This is a genomic window from Sporanaerobacter acetigenes DSM 13106, assembly GCF_900130025.1.
GTDB lineage: Bacteria > Bacillota > Clostridia > Tissierellales > Sporanaerobacteraceae > Sporanaerobacter > Sporanaerobacter acetigenes.
In genome coordinates this window covers 54,735-76,208 of the sequence record NZ_FQXR01000011.1, presented here as the reverse complement: position 1 = coordinate 76,208, position 21,474 = coordinate 54,735, and the positions used below count along the sequence as shown (strand labels likewise).

Genomic DNA, 21,474 nt, shown 5'->3' with positions numbered 1-21,474 from the left:
ATGAATTATAAAGTTGAAATTAAAGAAATTGAACCTATAAGAGTAGCCTATATGAAATATAGTGGAGTTGTAACTGAAGCTAACAAGGTTTTCCCAAATGTCTTTAAATCTATAAGAGGAAAAACTAATGGTGCACCATTTTTCAATTATCTAAATATGGACCATAGGACTAAAATAGGTGAAATGGAATTATGTGTACCAACAGAAGAAACACCAAATGCTAATGGAATAGAGATAAAATTAACACCTAGAATAAAAGCTCTATGTGTAACCCATATTGGCCCTTATAAAAGTCTTTTAGACGGCTATAAAGCTATAAAAAAATATGCTGATTCTAATGAAATAATAATAGTTCCACCTTTTCGTGAAGTTTTTATAAAAGGACCTGGAATGATTTTAAGGGGAAATCCTAATAAATATATAACTGAAATCCAATTTCCTATATTGGAGGATTAGTAATGAATGCTATTGAGGTAAAAGATTTAAATAAATCATATAAAAATGGTGTAAAGGCTTTGAACAATTTTAACTTAAAAGTGAAAGAAGGAGAGACTTTTTCACTTCTTGGAGAAAATGGAGCCGGTAAATCTACTTTAATAAAAATACTTACAACGTATTTAGAAGCTGATTCTGGTAGTATTAAAATATTTGATGAAAATATCAATGAAAATCCAATAGCTATAAGATCTAATATAGCCTGTGTAGCACAACAAATTTCTATTGATACTCATCTATCCCTAGAAGAAAATATGATATTTCAAAGCCGATTATATAAAGTTCCAAAAGATATAGCCATTAGTAGAATGGATAAACTTATAGATAGTTTTGGACTTAAAGAATATAGAAGCTATCCTGTATCCTCTTATTCTGGTGGCGTAAAAAGAAGGCTTGATATAGCTCTCAATATGATGTCTAATCCTAAGATTTTATTTTTAGATGAGCCAACTGTAGGGATGGACATTAAGTCTCGTATGGCTATGTGGGATATGATGAAAACTATTCGTAGTGACTTTAATACAACTATTTTTCTTACAACCCATTATCTTGAAGAGGCTGATATTTTAAGTGATAGCATCTGTATTATGAAAGATGGTAAAGAAATTATTACAGGTACTCCTCTAGAATTACGTAGCTTTTTAGGCAAGGATACTTTAAAGATAAGTTTTTCTAAAGGTGATAAAGCTAAAAAATATATAGAAGAATTAAAAAAATTACATCCTAAAACCCAGGTATTTTTAAAAGAGGATAAAGTTCTAATAGATACAGATAATGGGAAATTTGATTTAAATAGGACTACAAGATTTTTAATAGATAATGATATACCTTTTTATGGAATTGAAATAGGGAGACCTTCATTAGAAGATGTATTTTTAAAATTAACTGATAAGGATTTAGAGGTGAATAACTAATGGATACTATGACTATACTTTATAGAAATATAAAATTAAGATTTAATAATCTATTTACAATATTTATTACTATTTTGCAGCCTATTTTGTGGCTGGTTCTCTATAGTACTGTTGCAGGTGAAACTATGAAGAATACTGGTATTGAAAACTATACAGCCTTTATCCTTCCTGGATTAATTGTATTAGTAATCTTTGCTACATGCAGTAGTAGTGGCATGATGAATTATATTATGAAAAACAATGGAAGTTTCTACCGCATATTAATAGCACCAGTTAAAAGGTATTCTATAGTATTAGGTCAGATTTTAGAAGGTGTATTATGTTCCTTTTTTGAAGTGGGAATAATGATCTTAATTAGTCTATTATTCTCTATTATCATACCTTTAAATCTACCTAGTATAATTTCTATAATACTATTAATCTTTATGACAGCCTTTTTTATGGCATCTATTTCATATAGTATTAGCCTGACTCTTCCAAATGAAATGATCTATGAGACTGTAATGAATGCCATAGTACTACCATTATTTTTTCTTAGTAGTGCTTTATTTCCCACAGAAGAAATTAGAGGATTACTCTCTATTCTTGTTAAACTAAATCCTTTTACCCATGTAATTAATGCACTACGTTTTATTATCTTAAATGGAAATATTAATATTAAATATATTATATTTGTATTAATACTTTTATTAGTTTTAAGTTCTATTAGCCTTCTATTGGCTATAAAAAGTTTAAAAAGTCAAACTAAATTATAATTAACCAGAAGAGGGAGCATTAAGCTTCCTCTTTAGTTCTTAATCAAGCTGCTCCAATCAAAATTTAAGCCCATAAATCTTTCAATTTCATCTATAGGAATAGTGCCTAATCTATCCTCAAGTTTTTTAAATTCATTTCTAATTTCAATAATAAAATCATTTAATTCCTTTTTATTCATAAATAATGAAATTATAAAAATTAATGAATAGACCCCTTGCCTTGCATTTAGCCTTTTTTTCCTTTGAGAGTCATTTAATCGTCTACCTAAAGTAGGATCTACAGTATTAGGAAGTTTGTTTCCAAAATTCATATAAATATCATCAATAGGTACTTTAATTTTTGTAATATAAAATCTTTCATTATGGGCACAAATATTTCTATATATACTTAAAATCTGTAAAATTCTTGAGGTATTAACAATTAATAAATCATCTGAAATTGATGGGGTAGAATTTAAGTTTAGTGAATTAATTATATCCATTTGCACATCTCTTTTTTGAAGAGTGAATAAATGGCTTACATTTCCAAAGGTTAATACATTCATTAAAATCCACATTGGCATATAACCATGTTGTTCCAAATAAGATTTAATTGAGTCATTTTTATTTTTCCTTTGCTGACCTAAGGTTCTATATACTGTGGCTATATAATTATCATATGTAGATTGCCTATCCCACCTTGTACAATTTCTTCTAGGATGATTAAATGATACAGTAGTACTAACAACTCCATAACTATTGTTAGTATAGACAGTATATAAATCAGTAAGATCATAATATTTCCTTCTTAAATATTCACTGTCCCTATGCAGATTTACACGCTCTATTTCAGTATTTCCAGGTTCTTTATATAAATGATAATGATAAAACGACTGAACTATTTGATTTTTTATAATTTCTTCTATCTTTAAAATTTCTCTTAAAAATAGAAGCCTTAAACTAGTATCAAATTTCAACAAGGCCTCCAATTCACTTAGGCGTGTCCCAGTTATATACCGTTCATTTGGGCTTGTCCCCTTATATAGAAAGGGGTCTTTATAGCCATTAATCAAATTATAATAATTATATTTATTTAAAAGGATTTTCTCTTCACTACTATTATCAATACTCATATTCCGTTTTCTAAGAATTTCAACCCTTTCACTATATATAGAGAATTGTTTTTCCATCCAATTTCACCCCTAATATGTAGAAAGACTGAGGGGAAAAATCACCCGCAGTCTTTAATCGATCTTTTGTAATATCATTTTATCATATAGTATTCACCAAATCAATAAAATGTTACCCTTATTCTATAAGTAATTTATATAAAAATGAAATAAAATATCGATATAAAATAGAAAGACTGAGGGCAGTAAATCACCCGCAGTCTTTAATCGATCTTTTGTAATTTAAATTATATCACAAAATATTAATCGATTCAACTAAAGTTTATTCAATTTTAAAAGTTTTATTCATGTATTTTACAATTACTGTATAATAATGCATAATCTATAATAAGTTCCACCTATATGTTATCTAATAATTTTCATAATCTAGATAATTGGATTCCAATTTCATGCTATTATTAATGTTATTTATGAACATATTAGCTTCAGTTCTATGCCAAATGTATCCATACAGTATGAATGAGATGTAGCTAATAAACTATTCATATCAGGAGTTATTTTAGCGCTATCTACCCCAGGCTGAACAATATAAATATTCATATTTGATTTTTGTCGCATTATCTTTTTTCTAATTATTGATAATTCATGTAGATCTCCAATTTCAAAACGAGAAGGTTTATTTTCCTTATTTCTTGAGACTTCCCTATACTTCATTCTGTCAATCAAATCGATTGGTTTTTGTTTCCAACTAACAGATTTTTCAGCTTGGCCACACACTTCATATAAATCATTTATCCTACTCCCTGGTTTATCTCCATGGGAAAACTTACAGTGAAATAAATTCATTGTAATAGTATTATCTTCTTCACTAATTGCAACTATATCTGCTATTTCTCCACTCCCATCATCATCAAATATGATAGTATATTTATTTGCTTCAATTAGTTTTTCTATAACTTTATATTGAATTGAATTTTTCTTCTTAAGATTTGTTGTTTTATCAAGTTGAGATTCTGACCTTATATCTACTCCTAGCAAGTTCCAGTCATAACTAATAATATTTTTTTCAGGAAATTCTATTATTTGGTTTTTGGGAATACTCACTAAAATATTTCCTTGTAAAGAAGAACCATCTGCAAACCAAATCGTTGGTGGCTCTTCTTTAAAAAATTCATAAAGATATTGTTTTTTTGAATTTCCTATCTTTATTTCAGTCATCATATTAGATACACTTGTAATAAAATAATTATCTTTTAATATTGATAAACGAAATTCTTCTATAAATTGCTCACCCTTAACCATAAAAATAATATCATTATTTTTATGGTTAACACTCTTTAATCTAATATCTAATTCATATATTGGTACTTCATACAAACCTGTGTCTATTATAATCCTTCTATCCATATTTACATCAAAGTCTAATGGCCAATCAATTCTGTAAGGATGTGATTCTGGTAACTTACTAATAAGCTTTGGTGTTAATACTCCCTCTAGTAATTTGCCAACATTAATTGTATCATCATTGATTTTATCAATGGTTTGATCACACCAATTTTTCCAGTAATCAATACTCTCAACCCATCTCGACCATACGGTTCCCTTGTGGGAAGCACCGATACTAACTTTCCCATTTCCATTATATCCATTTCCAAATAAATTAGATTTATAACAATTTGCTTTTTGGGACTCTGATATTCCTTCTCCCACATCAATTCCTGCAAACATCTTATAACGTACTGGTCCATCAATTCCAGAATTCAAACCTACAGTTCCTAACATTAGTCTATTTATTCCTGAAAAACTCCTAAATACATTCTCAGATTTAATGGTTATGGGTTCATTATCAAAAATTTCTTTAATTAATCTATATCCTTTTGACTTATCTGTTGAGTTTAAAAATACAATATTCTTATCATTGTTCCAGTATACTATATATAAATGCCATTCAATATTAAAAATATCTTGCTGACTAGTCCACCCAATATTAACCTCTCTAGGTTCAATTATAATCAATATTTTTTCATCTCGATTTATAAAGTATCTACATTTACTTTCGTCAAAAATATTAATCCACCTATCACAGTACCATTTTTTATCATTTGTGCGATAGGCAATCATACTAACTTTAGGTTTTAACTGGGATAAGCTTACATCCTCTAAGTCTTCTGAACTAAACCCCCTAATTAACTTTTGTAATGATAATTCTTTATCAATATATTCGTTAGATTTTAAAGGTAATAATTGATTCCAATCAGTATCTTTTTCATATAATTCTTCAATTGCATCAACAATATCATCGTCAGCAATATTGGCTACAATTTTCGCATCTCCCAGTTTTTCAGCAGTCCTTGCAAACCTTCCTATAAATTGTAGCGTAATGGGTATAGACTTGTATTTATCATGAATTGCCGCAATTTTTAAGTTTGGTATATCAATACCCTCGCCAAACATATCTACACAAACCAAAATTTTAGATTCCAAAGATTTTAATTGTTCCATTCTTTCTTTTTTCTCTTTAGCACTTTGCCTATTGGTTATTAATATAGGCTTAAATTCTGAATAATATCTGTTATAGATATTATCAAATAATTCTTCAGCCCTAGCTATAGTTTTGGCCCTTACCAAGAGTAAATGTTCATATCCATCCCTTAGATCTTTTTGAAGTAAAAATACTGCCCTTTTAGCAATTTCTCTATCACTTTTAAGCTCATCAAATTCTTCTACTGGCTCAAACTCTATTTTTTTAAAATAACCTTGTTTTTGTGCCAAATGAAGGGGAAAATTATATATTATATCCCCATCAATTTTTTTACCATCATCTCTAAAGGGAGTTGCAGTAAATTGAATTATTTTATTACTTAAAAACCAAGATTTTGTTTCCATCCATGTTTTTGCACTAATATGATGGCTTTCATCTACTATAAGTAGGTCAATCATGTCTGATAAATATATTTTATAATCTTCCTGCATCTTACATAATAGTGCCATTGTTGTAACTATAATGTTTGATTTTTCAATATACCTTCTAAATTCATCAAAGTTCTTAATATTGCTATTTAATTTTAGTACATTAGGTGGAACTACCCTATCTTTTAAATATCCAATATCATATAAAATTCCAAGTGTTTTAAATTTATCGTATACCTGGGTACGTAATAAGGCAGAAGGAACTACAACCAAGGTCCTTTCAATCCTTTCCGTTACTACGGCAGTCATCATCGTTTCTGTTTTCCCTGTTCCAGTTGGCATTACAACTGTAGCATCCTTATTACTTACTGTCCAATGTGCTCTAATTGCAGACAGTGCTCCAAACTGGGCTGGTCTTAACCCTATCCCATTAATATCTTCAGCAATTACCTCTGTAGTACCATTATCCCAACTTTTAATTACTTCTGAAGTTGACATATATTTACCTTGCTTTTTTACCCCTGAGAACATATTCCCTTTTATCTTTATTTCAGTTCTCTTCAATCCATCCACCCCTTCTTCACTTAATCCACCAATTTCTTAATCATAGTAACTATATCATCACTCTTCATCTGCTTTTCAAATGATACATTAAGACCATCTTCTTGCATTGCTTTGAAAAATATCCTTGCTGATTCTATCCGCATATTCTCATCATCCCTAAGGCTACTTTTCTTATGAATATCCTTAGTCTCTACAATAAAATTAACCACATAGTCTCCATCTTTTTTCTTTAGCACATACATAAAATCTGGACTAGTTGTACCACCATAGTATAGGGGAACTTGAATACTTCTTCTTGGTATCTTTCCAAATACTATTACCTCATCTATATCACTTCTTGCAATGGTTTCCCTCTCCTTTGGTGAATCATATATAAAGCTATCAAAAAGAAATTTTTCGGGGACTATAGCGCTTTCATCTTTCATAATTCCTAAACTTCCTTGAACAATGGATTCTTTAACTTTTCCATTTATATCAGTTAAGGCTGTTTCTTTAGGTTCTATTCCCATCTTCCTATAACTAAATCTTTTTAAAAATGCTGTTTCTAACCATTCTTGAAATTCATCGATTAGGTTTTGTAAAGTAATTTTGTTAAAGAAATCCTTCTGTAATCCATTTTTCTTTGAGTATTCCACAATTGCTTTATGAAGTATTACTATTGACACTCCCATAGCTTTATTAGCTCTTATTAAAAATTCATTATAGGGCATTAATTCATCGATAATATGATAACCTGCAATTTCTTCTTTTAAAATTACTTCATTTTTCCCTTTTTCTGTCCTTCTTTCAGAAGCATATATTATTGTTTTATCATATACTCCCGATTCAAGAATTTCTAAAATTGCATTTTCCAATTCTTTATCAGATATTTCTTCTAATTCTAAATAGTATTTTTGATTAATTTTACTCCAAAGTTCTTTTATTTCATTAAACCTTTCTGGTCGAATTTTTACTTTGGAACTTTTACCCTTACTAGTATCGATAACCTTGTCTGGCTTAAGTCCCATATTAAATTCAGGATATTTTTCTAAGAGTTCATCTCGTTTTTCTAGGAGGATATTCATATCCATATCAACAAATCCTGCCATTAAAAGTTCCCCAAATAGTTTGTTTTCTTCTACATTTCTATCCTTAGCAACCTTACCAATTAAATCTCTTATATTGTTTGAAAACTTAGCGTCAGCATTGATTTCAGAAACCAGTTTTTCTGCAAAGGACTTCTCCGAATAGTCTACTAAGTAGGTTAGATAAAATTGTTCTTCTTCCATTCGATGCCCATATTCATCTACAGGAAGTCTTAGTCCTCTACCTACTTCTTGAAGTTTGCTAATCTCACTTCCACTGGATCTTAATTTTGCAATTTGAAATACATTGGGATTATCCCACCCTTCTCTAAGTGTCCATTTCGAAAATATAAACCTCATAGTATTCCATTTTCCTGTTTCACTTTTAAATGAAATTAGAGATTTCTTGTCTCGTAAAATCTTGTCTACTTCATTTTGGATATCTTCATCCTTAGTTGAATTATCTTCTGCAAAATAACCACCATTAGTTTTCTTAATATCCTCTAATGAAGCTTCTAGATATTCCTTGTACTCTAGAATTCTTAGACTATGGATTTCACTAGACTCTATATCTTTTATCTCCTCTTTAATCCTTTTTTCTAACATTTCTTCAAATTTCAACCTAAGTGTACCATCATTGTCCTCACCACGATAGGAATAAATGCTATCTATGAAAAATAGAGACAAGGTTTTAATCTTATTTCCCCTGAGGAAGTTTTCCCTCTCATGTTTAAAATGATTATCTATGGCTTGTTTTAGCATTAGTTCTTGATAGGTTGTACCATAAACAGAGGAATATATTATATCCCCTTTTTGCAAAATCTGCCCGTTAGATAGAGTTACTCCCCTTGGTATATTTGGATCATTAGTCTGCCAAATGGCTTCAATAGAAATTCCACCAAATTTATCATTTATAGTGCTTAAGAAATCACCAACTTCCATTGTGAAGTTTTGTTTAGTAGTTTCATCTCTAAAGATACATTTACGTGGTCTATAACTCATATTCATTAGCTTAATTTTTCCATCATCTGCATTTGCATCTTCTAATGTTTGAATAGCTACTCCCTTAACTAAAGTTTCATTGAAGGCCTCACAGGCCCCTAAATTATAAACCAAATTGTTATAATCAGTTTCCTTGGTTTCAGGGTCTTCAGGAAAAGTAGCTCCAAATCTAATAATACATTGTGGTTTCAATTCTTCTTCTATGCATTTAAATGCCTTGTTTTCTCTTTTAAAACGATGGGGCTCATCTATAATAACAATGGGCCTTGTCTCTCTTAAAGCCTCATAGGGTTGTGTATAAGAGCCAAATATGGTCTGGTCGTAATCATCTCTTTCCATAGTCTTTTTAGACAATAGCATACTATCAGACATTAGTATTACATTGATTTTATTCCTCTCTAATCTACTACCTCTTGTAAATTCAGATATACTTGATGGAAACATCTTTCTTCCTGAACGTTGTGGTTTTTGAGCATTTAGTACATTAAGTTTCAAAGTACTAGAAGGGTAACAATCAGCAAAATGTTTTATTGAGTAATCCGCTTCTATAAAATTCCTGGTACCTTCTTTTATAGGGGTAGATGGTACTAGTAGAATATATTTATTGAATCCATACTCTTTATGTAATTCATACATAAGTCTTGTATAGATATAGGTTTTTCCTGTACCTGTTTCAAGTTTTGCATCAATACCTAATATTTCACCATCTACCCTTCTTCTCATGGATTTTGGTATTGGTTTTAAGTCTAAATCTTTGCCATCCCATATTCTATCAATATTTTCTATAATCCTATCATCTTTTAAATCAATAATTGGATTTTGATAGATGGGATTGTTAGACGTAATACGAACATCTTCAAAAACCGATGTAATAGCTTTCAAGCATTCTATTTGATGAGGTAATCGCTTTAATTGTATATCCATATTAATACCTCTCAATCACATTGATATTTCTGTTGTTTCTTAAATTTACAATATTCTTTTTCAATTCATGTACCACATTGAATACAACGGAATAAGGATATAAGACAATTCTAGAAATATTCAAAGAACCATCTTCTATCTTTTTAATTAACTCCATTACATCTTCTGTGGCAAGTCCTGGGTCTATGATATACAAGGAATCTTCAATAATATCTGCTTCATATTGATGTAAATGTATTTTACCCGTTTGGGAAACAAGGCCATATCCATCCATATTTATCCAAGTTGCAAGTATTGTATCTCGGCCAGGTACATTACCAAATTCAAAGCTTTTAGTCATGTCATCTAAAATAAGAGTTTCATATGGATCAAATTCTACTATTTTATCAAGTGTCTTATCTGAAGGTTCATTTAAACGGTATAGTTTATATCCATAATCAATATCTGCTCCTGTTTCTTCTTTTATCTTAGTTGCAGTCTTTCCAATACGAGCACGACCTATTTCATCAATAGTACGATATCCTGCTTCGTATGCAGGTTTGTTCTTTTTTATAATTTCGGGTAATTGAACCATAATATACTTGCGATTACCTCTGCCTTTTTCATTATAATTATTTGCGTTAAGCTCCATCACTGAATGTGCAGTAGTAGCAGAACCTGAAAAGAAGTCAAGGATTATATCACCATCATCAGAACCTGCTTCTATAAGCCATGATATTAATTGGTGAGGTTTTGGATTATCGAAAGCCTTATATCCAAATAATTCTTGAATAGTTGCTGTACCCTCTTTTGACATTCCAACATCACTCGGTAGATTAGTGCTAAAAGCAACTCTACCAAATAACTCACCATCTTTTAGCATATCATCTTCTTTAAAATATCTCATATTGGGGTTCGTTATTCTTAAAAAATCATAATCTCCAGGGAATACTATACGATTATCTTTATAATATTTATCAAAATCTTTTTCAGTAATTCTCCACACTGCATTAGGATCAACTGGAAATTCCTCTCCATTTTTAGGATTAATCATTGTAAAATTGCTATTTGGTCTTTCAGAAGCTGTCCTTTGTGTTTTCATATCATGAATTCTCCAAGGTCTTCCTGGTAAATCATCAGTTTCATAGTAACGACGAGGGGTACCTTCTACATGGGCTATTGTTTGTTCGGATTTTGCTACCATTAATATTAAATCATAATCCTGAGACGTACCAAAGGGAACGTCAGACTTTGCAGTTCTCTTCCTCCATGGAATAGTAGCAATAAAATTATCTTCTCCAAAAATTTCATCGCATATTAACTTTAAATTTGCATATTCATTATCATCAATACTAATAAATATAACTCCATCATCAGATAATAAATCCCTTGATAACATAAGTCTGGGATACATAAAAGTCATCCATGCAGAGTGTGTGCTTTTGCCAGCCATATTAAGAATTCTTTCTGCTTCATCCTCTTCTATCCCTATAATGTTCGAAAGTGATTCTTTCGTGAACTTAAAATTATCAGGATATACAAATCCATCTGAACCAGTATTATAAGGCGGGTCTATGTAAATACATTTTATTTTTCCACTATATGAATTTAGTAAATGTTTTATAACATCTAGATTATCTCCTACTATATAAAGATTTTCGCTATCTTTGTTCTCATGTTTTTCATTGTGTTCTATATCAGGAGTCAAAACTGTTGTTGTTTCTGTAGATGTGATGTACTTTGCATAACTTTTACCTAAAAATTGTAGTTCATATCCTTCTCTTTCTATATCTACATCTTCCTGGGATAACATACTTGTAAATCTATCTATTAAAAAGTTTCCATCCTTATCAAAATACCCTGGAAATTCTTTCTTTAGTTTCATAATTTCCCTACTATTTGACTTTACAGTATCATTATATTTTATCTTCTCTCTAATCATTTCTTATCCTTCCTTTCAAATACATATTCAACAATATCACCAATATCACAATTGAAATACTCACATATCCTTCCAAGAATATCCATACTTACATGCTCATTTTTGCTAAGTCTAGACATTGTAGAAGGTGTGGTTGATATTGCCTTTTTTAAATCTGTCTTATTCATATCATTGTCTATTAGCAATTTCCATAGCTTATTATAACTAAATCCCATTATTAACCTCCACTTAATATTATATTAAAATTAATATATCCATACCTTTAATATGTATATACGTACTTATTTTATGTTTTTAATTATACCATATCTTTCCTAGCTTATCCACATAAAAAAAGACCCCATGATAAGACCTATCAGTCCTACCATGGGGTATATTCTATAATTCTACTCCATCTTTTTTAAAGCCTTTCTCATTCTTATGTTCATTTGATAACTTGACATTAGCTTTTAATTCATTTAATAGAGATGCTCTTTCTAATTTGCCTATCTTTTCTTTTATTATAGGTTTTTCTACTACAATATTAGTATCAATGAGCTCCCCAACAGTATTCTCATGCTCCAAATCATACAGCACATCATCAAAATAATCATTAATAAGATTTATGCCATCATTGTCCATAAATCTATTATACACCTCATCTACAATTGATTCATCTACAATTCCTTTTTCTATTGAAATCAGAGTCTTTACAAAGTCCTGATAGTTACTATTTATAATATCATTAATGGTATCCTTTATATCTTCATAACCCTTTCTATTTTCAGTGAATATTTCATTAGGTATTGTATCGTAATAATGTCCTTGATTCCAAAATACCTTTTCGACATCTCTTTGTATTCCATGGGCTTCTATATATTGTCTACCGTCAAATAATAGTGCATCCTCTCCTTTTACCTCTAGTACAATGGTGGCATCAGAAAGGGATGTCTTGACGACATCCCCTCTCTTAATATCCATTATTCCTCTATTATTATCGTAGTCTATGCCTTTCTCACTAACATTCTTCATGCTTTTAACCATATCTTGATATCTAAAATTTTTACTCTGAAATTTATTTACTTCTTTGCTAAAAGATAAAATTCTTTCCTTTCCCACTATATAATGGTCCAGAAACTCTACCCCTAAGGCCTCACACATCTGTGCAACCTTATCTGTCATTGATATATCCTCCATACTAGGAGTTGGATTTCCGCTTGGATGGTTATGAAATATTGCCACACCTTTTAAATCATCTAATCTGAGTAGGTTTTTTGCTATTACCTTAAGATCTACAATAGAGGAATCTGTACCACCCTTAAATAATTCCTCTGCTAATATAACTTTTTCATCATTATCATAGGCAATAATCCCAAATACTTCTTGATGGTAGTGTTGGAAACCTATTTTTAATTTTTCTTTAATGCTATCAATTTCATCAATTATATTTAATCCTATAATTTCATTCTTAGCAAAGTAGCTTGAGAAATCCGTATATTCTTCTTTAAAACTAAAATCATCCTTTAAATATTCATCATTTCCATCATTGATTATCTCATATGAATTAGAAGCATAAAAAGAACATCCAATAGAAGTTGAGATAAAAACATCCTTATCTTTATTATATCCAAGCGAATCTATTATTTTTATTCCTATGTTTTCAAATGTAGACTGTAGCTGAGAAATTCTATTGTTAGGAGTATCTTCACTAAATGCTATGAAAGCTCTAGTTCCACCAGCTATTAGCCCTTCTTTTAAGGTCTCTTTAATATCATTTTTTCTGCTAAGTCTTGTCCTTTTCAGAAACACTGGTTGGTTTTTAGTATCTACAAAAATAATAGTCCCTGTATCCTTTGTAGGCATTGTAGTAGATTTTACATAGTCTACAAATATATCGGGACTTTTAATTGCTTTGTTTTTATTCCTAATATCTGCCTTAGCAAATTCTATGAAATCTAATAAAGGTTTTACTTGTAAATCTTCATTTTTAACCTTTTCATATAGCTCTTCCTTTGTCCTACAATTAAATTGTTCATATAGACTATTCATCCTTATCCACCTCACTATCAAAGTCAATGTCAAATAGTGTTAGTAACTCTTTTAATTCAATTACCTTAATATCATCTGGATTATCCCTAATGTACTCCATGAGTTCTTGATGATTTCCCACATTGAAATAATTTAATAAATCATTTGCTTTTGATTCCTTACTCATAATTTCCCTCCTATAATTCTATTTTTGCAATGCCCCTGCCAATGCAATTCCCGTTTTTATTAGCTATTACTTCTTTTTTGGCTTTTAAATCTTCTAATAAGGATTTCCTTTCCGCATTGGATTCTTGTGTGTTTTCACTGTCTGCCCTTTTATTCTCCCTTTCATCTAGTTCCCCATAGGTTGATACATTAGAATCCCTCTCATCAGCGTCATAATGGTCTATAACACCATCATTATCCTTATCTAAGTCCAATGGATCAATGAATTTTTCCATATCTTCTTCAATATAGACAAGATTAGAGAAGTCTAAAAAGCGAAGTTCGTATTCTACAAAATCATGTAAACTCTGATATTTTTCACTATTAACTAATTGTCCATCAATATATCTATCTACACTATAATTTTTTAGATTTATCTCTGCCTGAATTTCATGCTTACCATCCTCTGTTGTAGTACATGCTATACCTATATGTTCTAGATCAGTGTAATCAAATGGCCTAAGTTCTTCATCATATTCTTCCGCAATAAATTCCATTATCAATTCCTTTGCAATGTCAAGTTCTGAAGCCATGATTTCTTTATCCCTATTGCCTTCTTTTTCTTCAATATTTAATATAGAATCTAATTCTGCAAGTCTAGTTTGTTTTTCTTTTAGTTCTTGTTCATAGGCAAAGGGCTTTGATAGTTCACTTTTTGCATTTTGTAGCTGTATTTGAACATTGGAAAGTTGTTCCTTAGTATCTTCTAATTTATCTTTCATTCCATCTAATAGATTATCTATTCTTATAATATTTCCATGGACATCACTTCCAAGGGTTGTGGAGTGATTTAGTGAGTTTTTTAAGGCTAATTTAAATTCATGTGAAAAACTATCAAAGCTCAATTCCATCTTGAATCCCCTATAGGACCCAATTACTTTTGGCTCACTACTTTTTAATGTTTTACAGACTTCCAACAATGCCTTTCCTGCATCTTCTTTTTCCATATAAAGTTGTTCTCCTATTTTCATAGGTGTAAATTTTTTTCTGTCCTTATGACTTGATATTGTGTTTCCTTTAAGATGAGCTATATCTTTTTCATATCCTTCTATTCGTCCTGAAAGCACTTTTATTTTGCTTGGATATAATTTTAATATATTATCCTCTAAGGTGTATTTCTCGCTTAAATAACTGGCATTTAACATCTTTAATTTTGATACCTGGACATCCAAGTCCATCTTCTCTTTAATTAATGGATTTCCTGTTGCCAATGCTTTTATTTCTGCATAAGATAAGGCTGATTCATCTACATCTTCAGCTGACCTTACTGGGGATTTTGAAGTCATTATTTGGCTAATAAACTTCTGTTTATTCTCTACTAATTGAAATAAATAGGCATCAAAAGAATTCTCTGTTACATAGCGAAATATTTGAACCTTTTCATTTTCATTTCCCTGCCTTACTATTCTCCCCATACGTTGTTCCAAATCTGCTGGTTTCCAAGGACAATCCAAATCATGTAAGGCTATCAACTTGTTTTGGGCATTGGTACCTGAGCCCATTTTTTGTGTAGATCCTACTAGTACCCTTATTTCTCCACTTCTTACTTTGGTAAATAGTTCATCCTTTTGTTTCTCATTCTTTGCATCATGTATAAATGCAATCTCTTCTCTTGGAACCCCCTTATCTATCAACTTGTTTTTTATATCATCATATACATTAAAGCTTCCATCTCCTTTTGGTGTAGACATATCACAGAATATAAGCTGAGCTAGTGATTTATCCTTCGTATCTTCCCAAATTTTAAATACTTTATCTGCACATATAGCCACTTTCCCATTATCATCTGGCGGAAGGTTTTCATTTATTAATCTTTGATCTAAGGCTAATTTCCTGCCATCATTGGTTATTTTAAGCATATTATCTATGCTTGGGTCTACCCCTCTTGCCCTTACAATCTCTGCCCTTTCTGATAAGCTTGCTACCATCTCTTTTTGATGTTCACTAGGTTCTACTACAATTGTTGAAAATCCCGCCTCTGGCACAGGTAGATTTAACATATCAGCAGTTTTTATATCTGCTACCTCTTTAAACATAGACATTAACTCGGGAAGATTATAGAACTTTGCAAATCTAGTTTTCGGTCTATATCCTGTGCCTTCAGGAGCTAATTCAATGGCTGTTACTGTTTCTCCAAAGGTGCTTGCCCAGGCATCAAAATGGTGTAGTCCTTGTTCTTTTAATGTATTGAATTGTAAATATCTTTGCATAGTATATAGCTCTGTCATACTATTAGAAATTGGTGTACCTGTTGCAAATATAACTCCTTTACCACCTGTTATTTCATCCATATATCGACACTTCATAAACATATCACTAGATTTCTGGGCTTCACTCTGTCCTATACCTGCAACATTCCTCATTTTAGTGTATAGAAAAAGATTTTTGTAACTATGGGCCTCATCTACAAATAGTCTATCTATACCTAATTCTTCAAAATTAACTACATCGTCTTTCCTACTTTGATCATTTAACTTTTGAAGTTTAACTTTAAGGGATTTCTTTGTCTTTTCTAATTGCTTTATAGAAAATTTATCCCCCCTATTTTCTTTTAATTCTGCTATTCCATCAGTTATTTCATTAATTTGTCTTTCCATCTCAAGTTTCTGTCTTTCCATTGACATTGGAATTCTTTCAAATTGGCTATGACCAATGATAACTGCATCATAATCTCCTGTTGCAATACGCCCACAAAATTTCTTTCTATTTTTGGGTTCAAAATCCTTTTTAGTTGCTACAAGAATATTGGCTGATGGGTAAAGTTGCATAAATTCATTTCCCCACTGTTCAGTTAAATGATTAGGCACTACAAATAATGATTTATGGCAAAGTCCTAATCTTTTACTTTCCATTGCAGAAGCTACCATTTCAAAGGTTTTACCTGCACCTACACAATGGGCCAATAGTGTATTGCCGCCATATAATGTGTGAGCTATGGCATTCCTTTGATGCTCCCTTAGTTCTATATTTGGATTCATTCCTGGGAAAACCAAATGACTTCCATCATATTCTCTAGGTCTAATTGAATTAAATTTTTCATTATATAATTTAGTTAATCTATCTCTTCTTGAAGGCTCTTTCCAAACCCAATCTACAAAGGCTTGTTTAATAGCTTCCTGTTTCTGCTGTGCTAACATGGTTTCTTTTTTATTGATAACAGTTCTTTCCACCCCATCAGAATCTGTTATCTTATCCAGTACCCGTACATCTTTTAAATTTAATGTTTCCTCTAATATCCTATAAGCGTTCATTCTCTTAGTTCCATAGGTCATATTGGCCCGTACATTATCCTTGTCTATTGATTTACCTTCTATATTCCAATTTGCAGTATAGGGAGAAAAACGGACATTAATATCCCATTTGTTATATCCTGGTGTTTCAAAGGTTTCAAACATAAATTTTTCTATATCTTTAGTTGGTATCCAAGTTGCTCCAAGGCGTACTGTGATTTCACTTGCGGTTAAATCCTTGGGTTGGGCTTCTATTAAGGCTTTTCTATTTATCTCGTAGTATTTGGCAAATTCATCTCCTAAACTACTTATCCTTTCAATAGAAGCTAGTTTTTCACGAACATTTCCTGAGAGATATTCATCAGCTGTTTCATATACTCCTTTTTCTATGTCTAGACCTATAGATTTATCAGGATTTCTAAATATAATCCCCTCTAAATCCTTTACAATATCTTGTTTAGATAATCCTGTTAGTTCTTCCATATAATCTAAATCTACTTTTGCCTTTTCACTAATAGATAGGGCTAGGGCTTCACTTGGTGTATCTACTTCTGTAACTACTACATGCTTTCTTATGGTTCTTTTTGTAAATATATCTGCCTTACGTTGAAACTCTTGATTATTGCCTATGATTTCAAGGGAACAAAGTAATGCATAGGAAGAATCTTCATCAAAAATCTTTGCATTTTCCTTTGAATTAAGTCTTCCAAACTTTTTAACAAAACTATCATATTGTTGATTTAATTCTAATTGAATTGATTTAATTTCTGTATCTCCATAATCTTCAGCTTGAGATTCAATAAGTCTTCTAGTTATATCCCTAAGCCCCACCATTCCCTTTAGTCTATCTAACTCTGTTTCCTTTAAATCTTGACGAATCATTTGTGAATTTTCCCTGAAATATACTTCTCCATCAGCTATTGTAAAACTAAAGTTTCGTACATTAGGATCTGCTGGTATAATTGCACCTTCGTCTATTAATACTTCCTCTGATATTTCTATTTCCTCAAAATGGCCTTGAATATATTTAATTGCTTCATTAAGCCGTTCTTCTAAATTTGCTCCTTCCATTGGCTTACAAGCACTATCTAATCCATATTGGGTAGTTTCCATAATCATTTCACCCAATACCATTTCTGGATTATTGATAAAATATTGATTCATACGAATTCCATTTTTATCTTCACCTATGTGAACCCAATCTGGTTCTAAATCAATAATACGGTCTCTTTTTTGAAGAAATATGATATCAGATGTTACTTCTGTCCCTGCATTTCCTTTAAAAGCATTATTGGGCAGGCGAATAACACCAAGAAGCTCTGCCCTCTGTGCAATATATCTTCTTACCTGTTCTCCTTCCTTATCCATTGTCCCTTTTGATGTAATAAAAGCTATGATTCCACCTGGCCGTACCTTATCTATGGTTTTAGCAAAGAAATAATCATGAATTAAAAAATTATTTTTATCATATCTCTTATCTGCCACCTTGTATTGACCAAAGGGGACATTTCCTATTGCCATATCAAAAAAAGAATCGGGTAGATTTGTATTCTCATATCCACCAATAGTAATATTACTACTCTGATAAAGTTGCTTTGCTATTCTCCCAGTTAAATCATCTAATTCAACACCATAAAGTCTGCTATTATTCATACTTTCAGGTAATAATCCAAAAAAGTTTCCAATACCACAACTAGGTTCTAAAATATTTCCAGTTTTAAAACCCATATTTCCCATAGCCTTATACATTGCTTTAATAATAATAGGTGAAGTATAGTGAGCATTTAGGGTGGATTCCCTAGCACTTGCATATTCTGACCTTGTTAATAAACCTTTTAAGCTGAGATACTCTTTTGTCCAAGATTTATTATCTATATCAAAGGCCTGTGAAAGTCCTCCCCAACCTACATATCTAGATAATATCTCTTGTTCCTCCGGTGTTGCTAATCTATTTTTTGCCTCTATCTTTTTTAGAGTCTTAATAGCTTCTATATTCCATTGAAACTTGGTCTTAGCTCCTGCAATTCCTAATTCATCATTAGTAATCTTAAAATTGACCTTCTCCTGCAATGGCATATCCTTATCTTCTATAGATTTAATGTTTTCATTTTCATCTAGAACACTTAAGATAAAGTTTTTATTCTCATTACGAAAGATTGGAAATCCAATATTTTCGCTAAAAGTGATATCACGAAGAGAAACACTATCATCCTTGATTTCATCAATGATATATGAACGTTCTCCTATTTCTATATTCATGCCCTCATAAATTCTTTCTGGCTCACCTTCTAACCATCTTAAACACTCTTCTTTACTATCAAATTCTTCTACAAATCCTTCACTTTCTGAATAATCAAGTCCAACCCATTTATCCCCATCCAAAGTAAAGTATTTTCCACTTTCATTCGCATATTCTTCTGGTAATCTACCATTAATAAGTTGGGAAGCTTGATAGGGAGTTAGTCTTGTAATCCCGTTGATGTTTTCATCTATTCCTTCAATTTCTATAGGTTCTATTTTTGTTAATTCTATATTAGAAAACAGATGATTATTCAATGGATTTTCTCTTGCCTTTCTTTCAAATTCCACTTTGGACATAGTTTCAGTCAGTAGTGGATACTGAACATCACGAAGTACTACATTATTTCCTTGAAAAGCAATTAAGCTATATTCATTTGCACCTATATAAATCGTTGCACCTAATTCATAGTTTAAAACCTTATTATCCTCTATATTAAATCCTTCTATTGATAACTCTTGGCTAATTTCATTGGAAATTTTATCATTTACTTCTTCATGGTACTCCTTTAATTCTTCCTTTTCTTTTTGGTTTAGATATCTATCCATGTCAATTAATTCTCTTATTCTTTTTGCAACTTTTCCCCAGGATAAATGGATAGCTATATCAGGCTCTAAAATATTTCCCTTTATCAATTCAATCCCTTTTCCATCATGTTTAGAACTACTTATAAAATCACCACGTTCTGGATTTGACCATCCTCCAATGCCATATTCAGTTTTCAAAAATTCTATTACTTGATTTTCTGTTGGATTTCCCTTGAAAAAATCTACAACTCTATATTTTCCATGTTGAAATCCTGTACCTTTAGTTAATACATCATCAATATTCTTTTGTGAAATAGAAAAAGCAGTGGTTTTCTCTTCCACCGCCTTCTCTATAATCTCTTTTTGCTTTTCCTCTGTTGGAAATAAGCTTAATTCATATTGATTATCCTTACCTAGGAGAATATTATCTCCTTCTGAATTATCTCTTCTATTGATGCCTTTATATTGTTCATCATCCCTACCCACTTCATCTGATCCTGAGCTTTCAATTCCTCTGTTACGCCCCACGTTTTTTGATATCTTGGAATCTCTATCTCCAATATCCTCTGTGCTTCCTTCTCCACTCCTTGTAAGTGATTCATCAATTGTCCTTGGATCTTTAGACTTGTGTAATAGGTCTTCTTGTGTTCCTTTAAGAAGTTCTCCCTCATCCTTCCATACTTGCCTAGTGCTACTCTCTCCTGTTTCAATTCCAGGTTGGGAACTAGGTATTCCCCTTCCATCCTGTATGTTCCTCCCATCTTTTCGAAACTGGATTCCTTCACTACTGGATTGTAAATCCCTTCCTCCACTTGGTATTGAACTCCATTTATCATTTTCATCTCTACCATGGCCTTTACCTCCTTCAATTCTTTCCCCTTCAGAACCTCTATTTTCGATTTTAACGCTTCTTTTCCCTTCACTCATACTATAACTTAAGCTTATATCTTTTGGCAATATATTTCGGACATTTTCTTGTCTTATTTTATTCTGCAATTCTAGTTTATTTATTTCCCTAGTAAGTTCCGTAATTATTTCCCCTACCATTTGAGAAGTATAATTTCCTAGAATACTAATCATATCAAAGGTGTTAAAATTGATAACCTCCATAAAATCATTTGCCTCAAAGTATTCCATAGGATTTAAGTCCATTCTTTTCATTGTCATATAGGCTACAGATTTTGATAAAATATCTCTCGTGATTACTTTAGTATTATATTCATCTAATTCTTCCATCAAGGAATCATTACAATAGCTTTCAATATCATATAGTACATCTTGGAGTCTTAGATTAGTTAATCTTTGAGCTATTTCATATATTCTTGATTCTAAATTTGAATTTTCTACTAATGCATCATCGCTAGAGATATTAAAGCTATTTTCCAAATTTAAGATTGCTTCTCCATGTTTTTCTTTATTAAACTCCCACAGACTTACATCCTGTACAGTATATCTTGTTGTATGGGTATCTGAAATATCAAATACATATCTAAGTTTAAGATATCCACCAGAATTATAATCAATTAGT

At 31.1% G+C, this 21,474-nt stretch carries 11 protein-coding genes and 1 pseudogene; 3 read left to right on the top strand and 9 right to left on the bottom strand.

Translation table 11 applies throughout. The features are described 5' to 3' along the window. From BUA21_RS10740 to BUA21_RS10730, 3 genes are read left to right on the top strand one after another with little or no spacing between them, the layout of a single operon-like run. The gene (locus BUA21_RS10740; protein ID WP_072744831.1) at positions 1–456 is read left to right on the top strand and encodes a GyrI-like domain-containing protein; all 456 of its coding nucleotides are present in this window, start codon (positions 1–3) and stop codon (positions 454–456) included. 2 nt (positions 457–458) lie between these two features. Continuing rightward, entirely contained in the window at positions 459–1,409 is a 951-nt protein-coding gene (locus BUA21_RS10735) for an ABC transporter ATP-binding protein (RefSeq protein ID WP_072744830.1), read from the top strand. Continuing rightward, the gene (locus tag BUA21_RS10730; RefSeq protein ID WP_072744829.1) at positions 1,409–2,164 is read left to right on the top strand and encodes an ABC transporter permease; all 756 of its coding nucleotides are present in this window, start codon (positions 1,409–1,411) and stop codon (positions 2,162–2,164) included. Before BUA21_RS10735 ends, BUA21_RS10730 begins: the two co-directional genes overlap by 1 nt. A 32-nt stretch (positions 2,165–2,196) precedes the next feature. On the opposite strand, the gene BUA21_RS10725 is transcribed toward BUA21_RS10730, so the two are convergent. From BUA21_RS10725 to BUA21_RS15340, 9 genes and pseudogenes are all read right to left on the bottom strand, one after another. After that, on the bottom strand, positions 2,197–3,333 hold the full coding sequence (locus tag BUA21_RS10725) for an Abi family protein (RefSeq protein WP_072744828.1): 1,137 nt from the start codon (positions 3,331–3,333) through the stop codon (positions 2,197–2,199). A gap of 408 nt (positions 3,334–3,741) precedes the next feature. After that, positions 3,742–6,747: a DEAD/DEAH box helicase gene (locus tag BUA21_RS10720; RefSeq protein ID WP_072744827.1), complete on the bottom strand. Its 3,006-nt coding sequence runs from the start codon at positions 6,745–6,747 to the stop codon at positions 3,742–3,744. A gap of 20 nt (positions 6,748–6,767) precedes the next feature. Beyond that, on the bottom strand, positions 6,768–9,737 hold the full coding sequence (locus BUA21_RS10715; protein WP_072744826.1) for a type III restriction-modification system endonuclease: 2,970 nt from the start codon (positions 9,735–9,737) through the stop codon (positions 6,768–6,770). Position 9,738: 1 nt separating this feature from the next. Continuing rightward, complete coding sequence (locus tag BUA21_RS10710) at positions 9,739–11,658, bottom strand: site-specific DNA-methyltransferase (RefSeq protein ID WP_072744825.1); 1,920 nt, start codon at positions 11,656–11,658, stop codon at positions 9,739–9,741. Next, positions 11,655–11,873, bottom strand: a complete 219-nt coding sequence (locus tag BUA21_RS10705) for a helix-turn-helix domain-containing protein (protein WP_072744824.1) — start codon at positions 11,871–11,873, stop codon at positions 11,655–11,657. The genes BUA21_RS10710 and BUA21_RS10705 overlap by 4 nt, the downstream gene beginning before the upstream one ends. A gap of 163 nt (positions 11,874–12,036) precedes the next feature. Beyond that, entirely contained in the window at positions 12,037–13,686 is a 1,650-nt protein-coding gene (locus BUA21_RS10700; RefSeq protein WP_072744823.1) for a JAB domain-containing protein, read from the bottom strand. Further along, a complete protein-coding gene (locus tag BUA21_RS14745; RefSeq protein ID WP_159429106.1) occupies positions 13,679–13,852 on the bottom strand; it encodes a hypothetical protein in 174 nt (57 codons plus the stop codon). Before BUA21_RS14745 ends, BUA21_RS10700 begins: the two co-directional genes overlap by 8 nt. Before the next feature lie 10 nt (positions 13,853–13,862). After that, positions 13,863–19,127 (bottom strand): annotated as a pseudogene (locus tag BUA21_RS10695) (helicase-related protein); the annotation flags it as partial. Between the two features lie 1,232 nt (positions 19,128–20,359). Continuing rightward, on the bottom strand, positions 20,360–20,689 hold the full coding sequence (locus BUA21_RS15340) for a TnpV protein (RefSeq protein ID WP_352404828.1): 330 nt from the start codon (positions 20,687–20,689) through the stop codon (positions 20,360–20,362). Between the last annotated feature and the right edge of the window lie 785 nt (positions 20,690–21,474).

Bases quoted from the DNA above. Each gene is read 5' to 3' on its own strand.
- BUA21_RS10740 (WP_072744831.1), top strand. From the start codon at position 1: ATGAATTATAAAGTTGAAATTAAAGAAATTGAACCTATAAGAGTAGCC.
- BUA21_RS10735 (WP_072744830.1), top strand. From the start codon at position 459: ATGAATGCTATTGAGGTAAAAGATTTAAATAAATCATATAAAAATGGT.
- BUA21_RS10730 (WP_072744829.1), top strand. From the start codon at position 1,409: ATGGATACTATGACTATACTTTATAGAAATATAAAATTAAGATTTAAT.
- BUA21_RS10725 (WP_072744828.1), bottom strand. From the start codon at position 3,333: ATGGAAAAACAATTCTCTATATATAGTGAAAGGGTTGAAATTCTTAGA.
- BUA21_RS10715 (WP_072744826.1), bottom strand. From the start codon at position 9,737: ATGGATATACAATTAAAGCGATTACCTCATCAAATAGAATGCTTGAAA.
- BUA21_RS10710 (WP_072744825.1), bottom strand. From the start codon at position 11,658: ATGATTAGAGAGAAGATAAAATATAATGATACTGTAAAGTCAAATAGT.
- BUA21_RS10705 (WP_072744824.1), bottom strand. From the start codon at position 11,873: ATGGGATTTAGTTATAATAAGCTATGGAAATTGCTAATAGACAATGAT.
- BUA21_RS10700 (WP_072744823.1), bottom strand. From the start codon at position 13,686: ATGAATAGTCTATATGAACAATTTAATTGTAGGACAAAGGAAGAGCTA.
- BUA21_RS14745 (WP_159429106.1), bottom strand. From the start codon at position 13,852: ATGAGTAAGGAATCAAAAGCAAATGATTTATTAAATTATTTCAATGTG.
- BUA21_RS15340 (WP_352404828.1), bottom strand. From the start codon at position 20,689: ATGGAAGGGGAATACCTAGTTCCCAACCTGGAATTGAAACAGGAGAGA.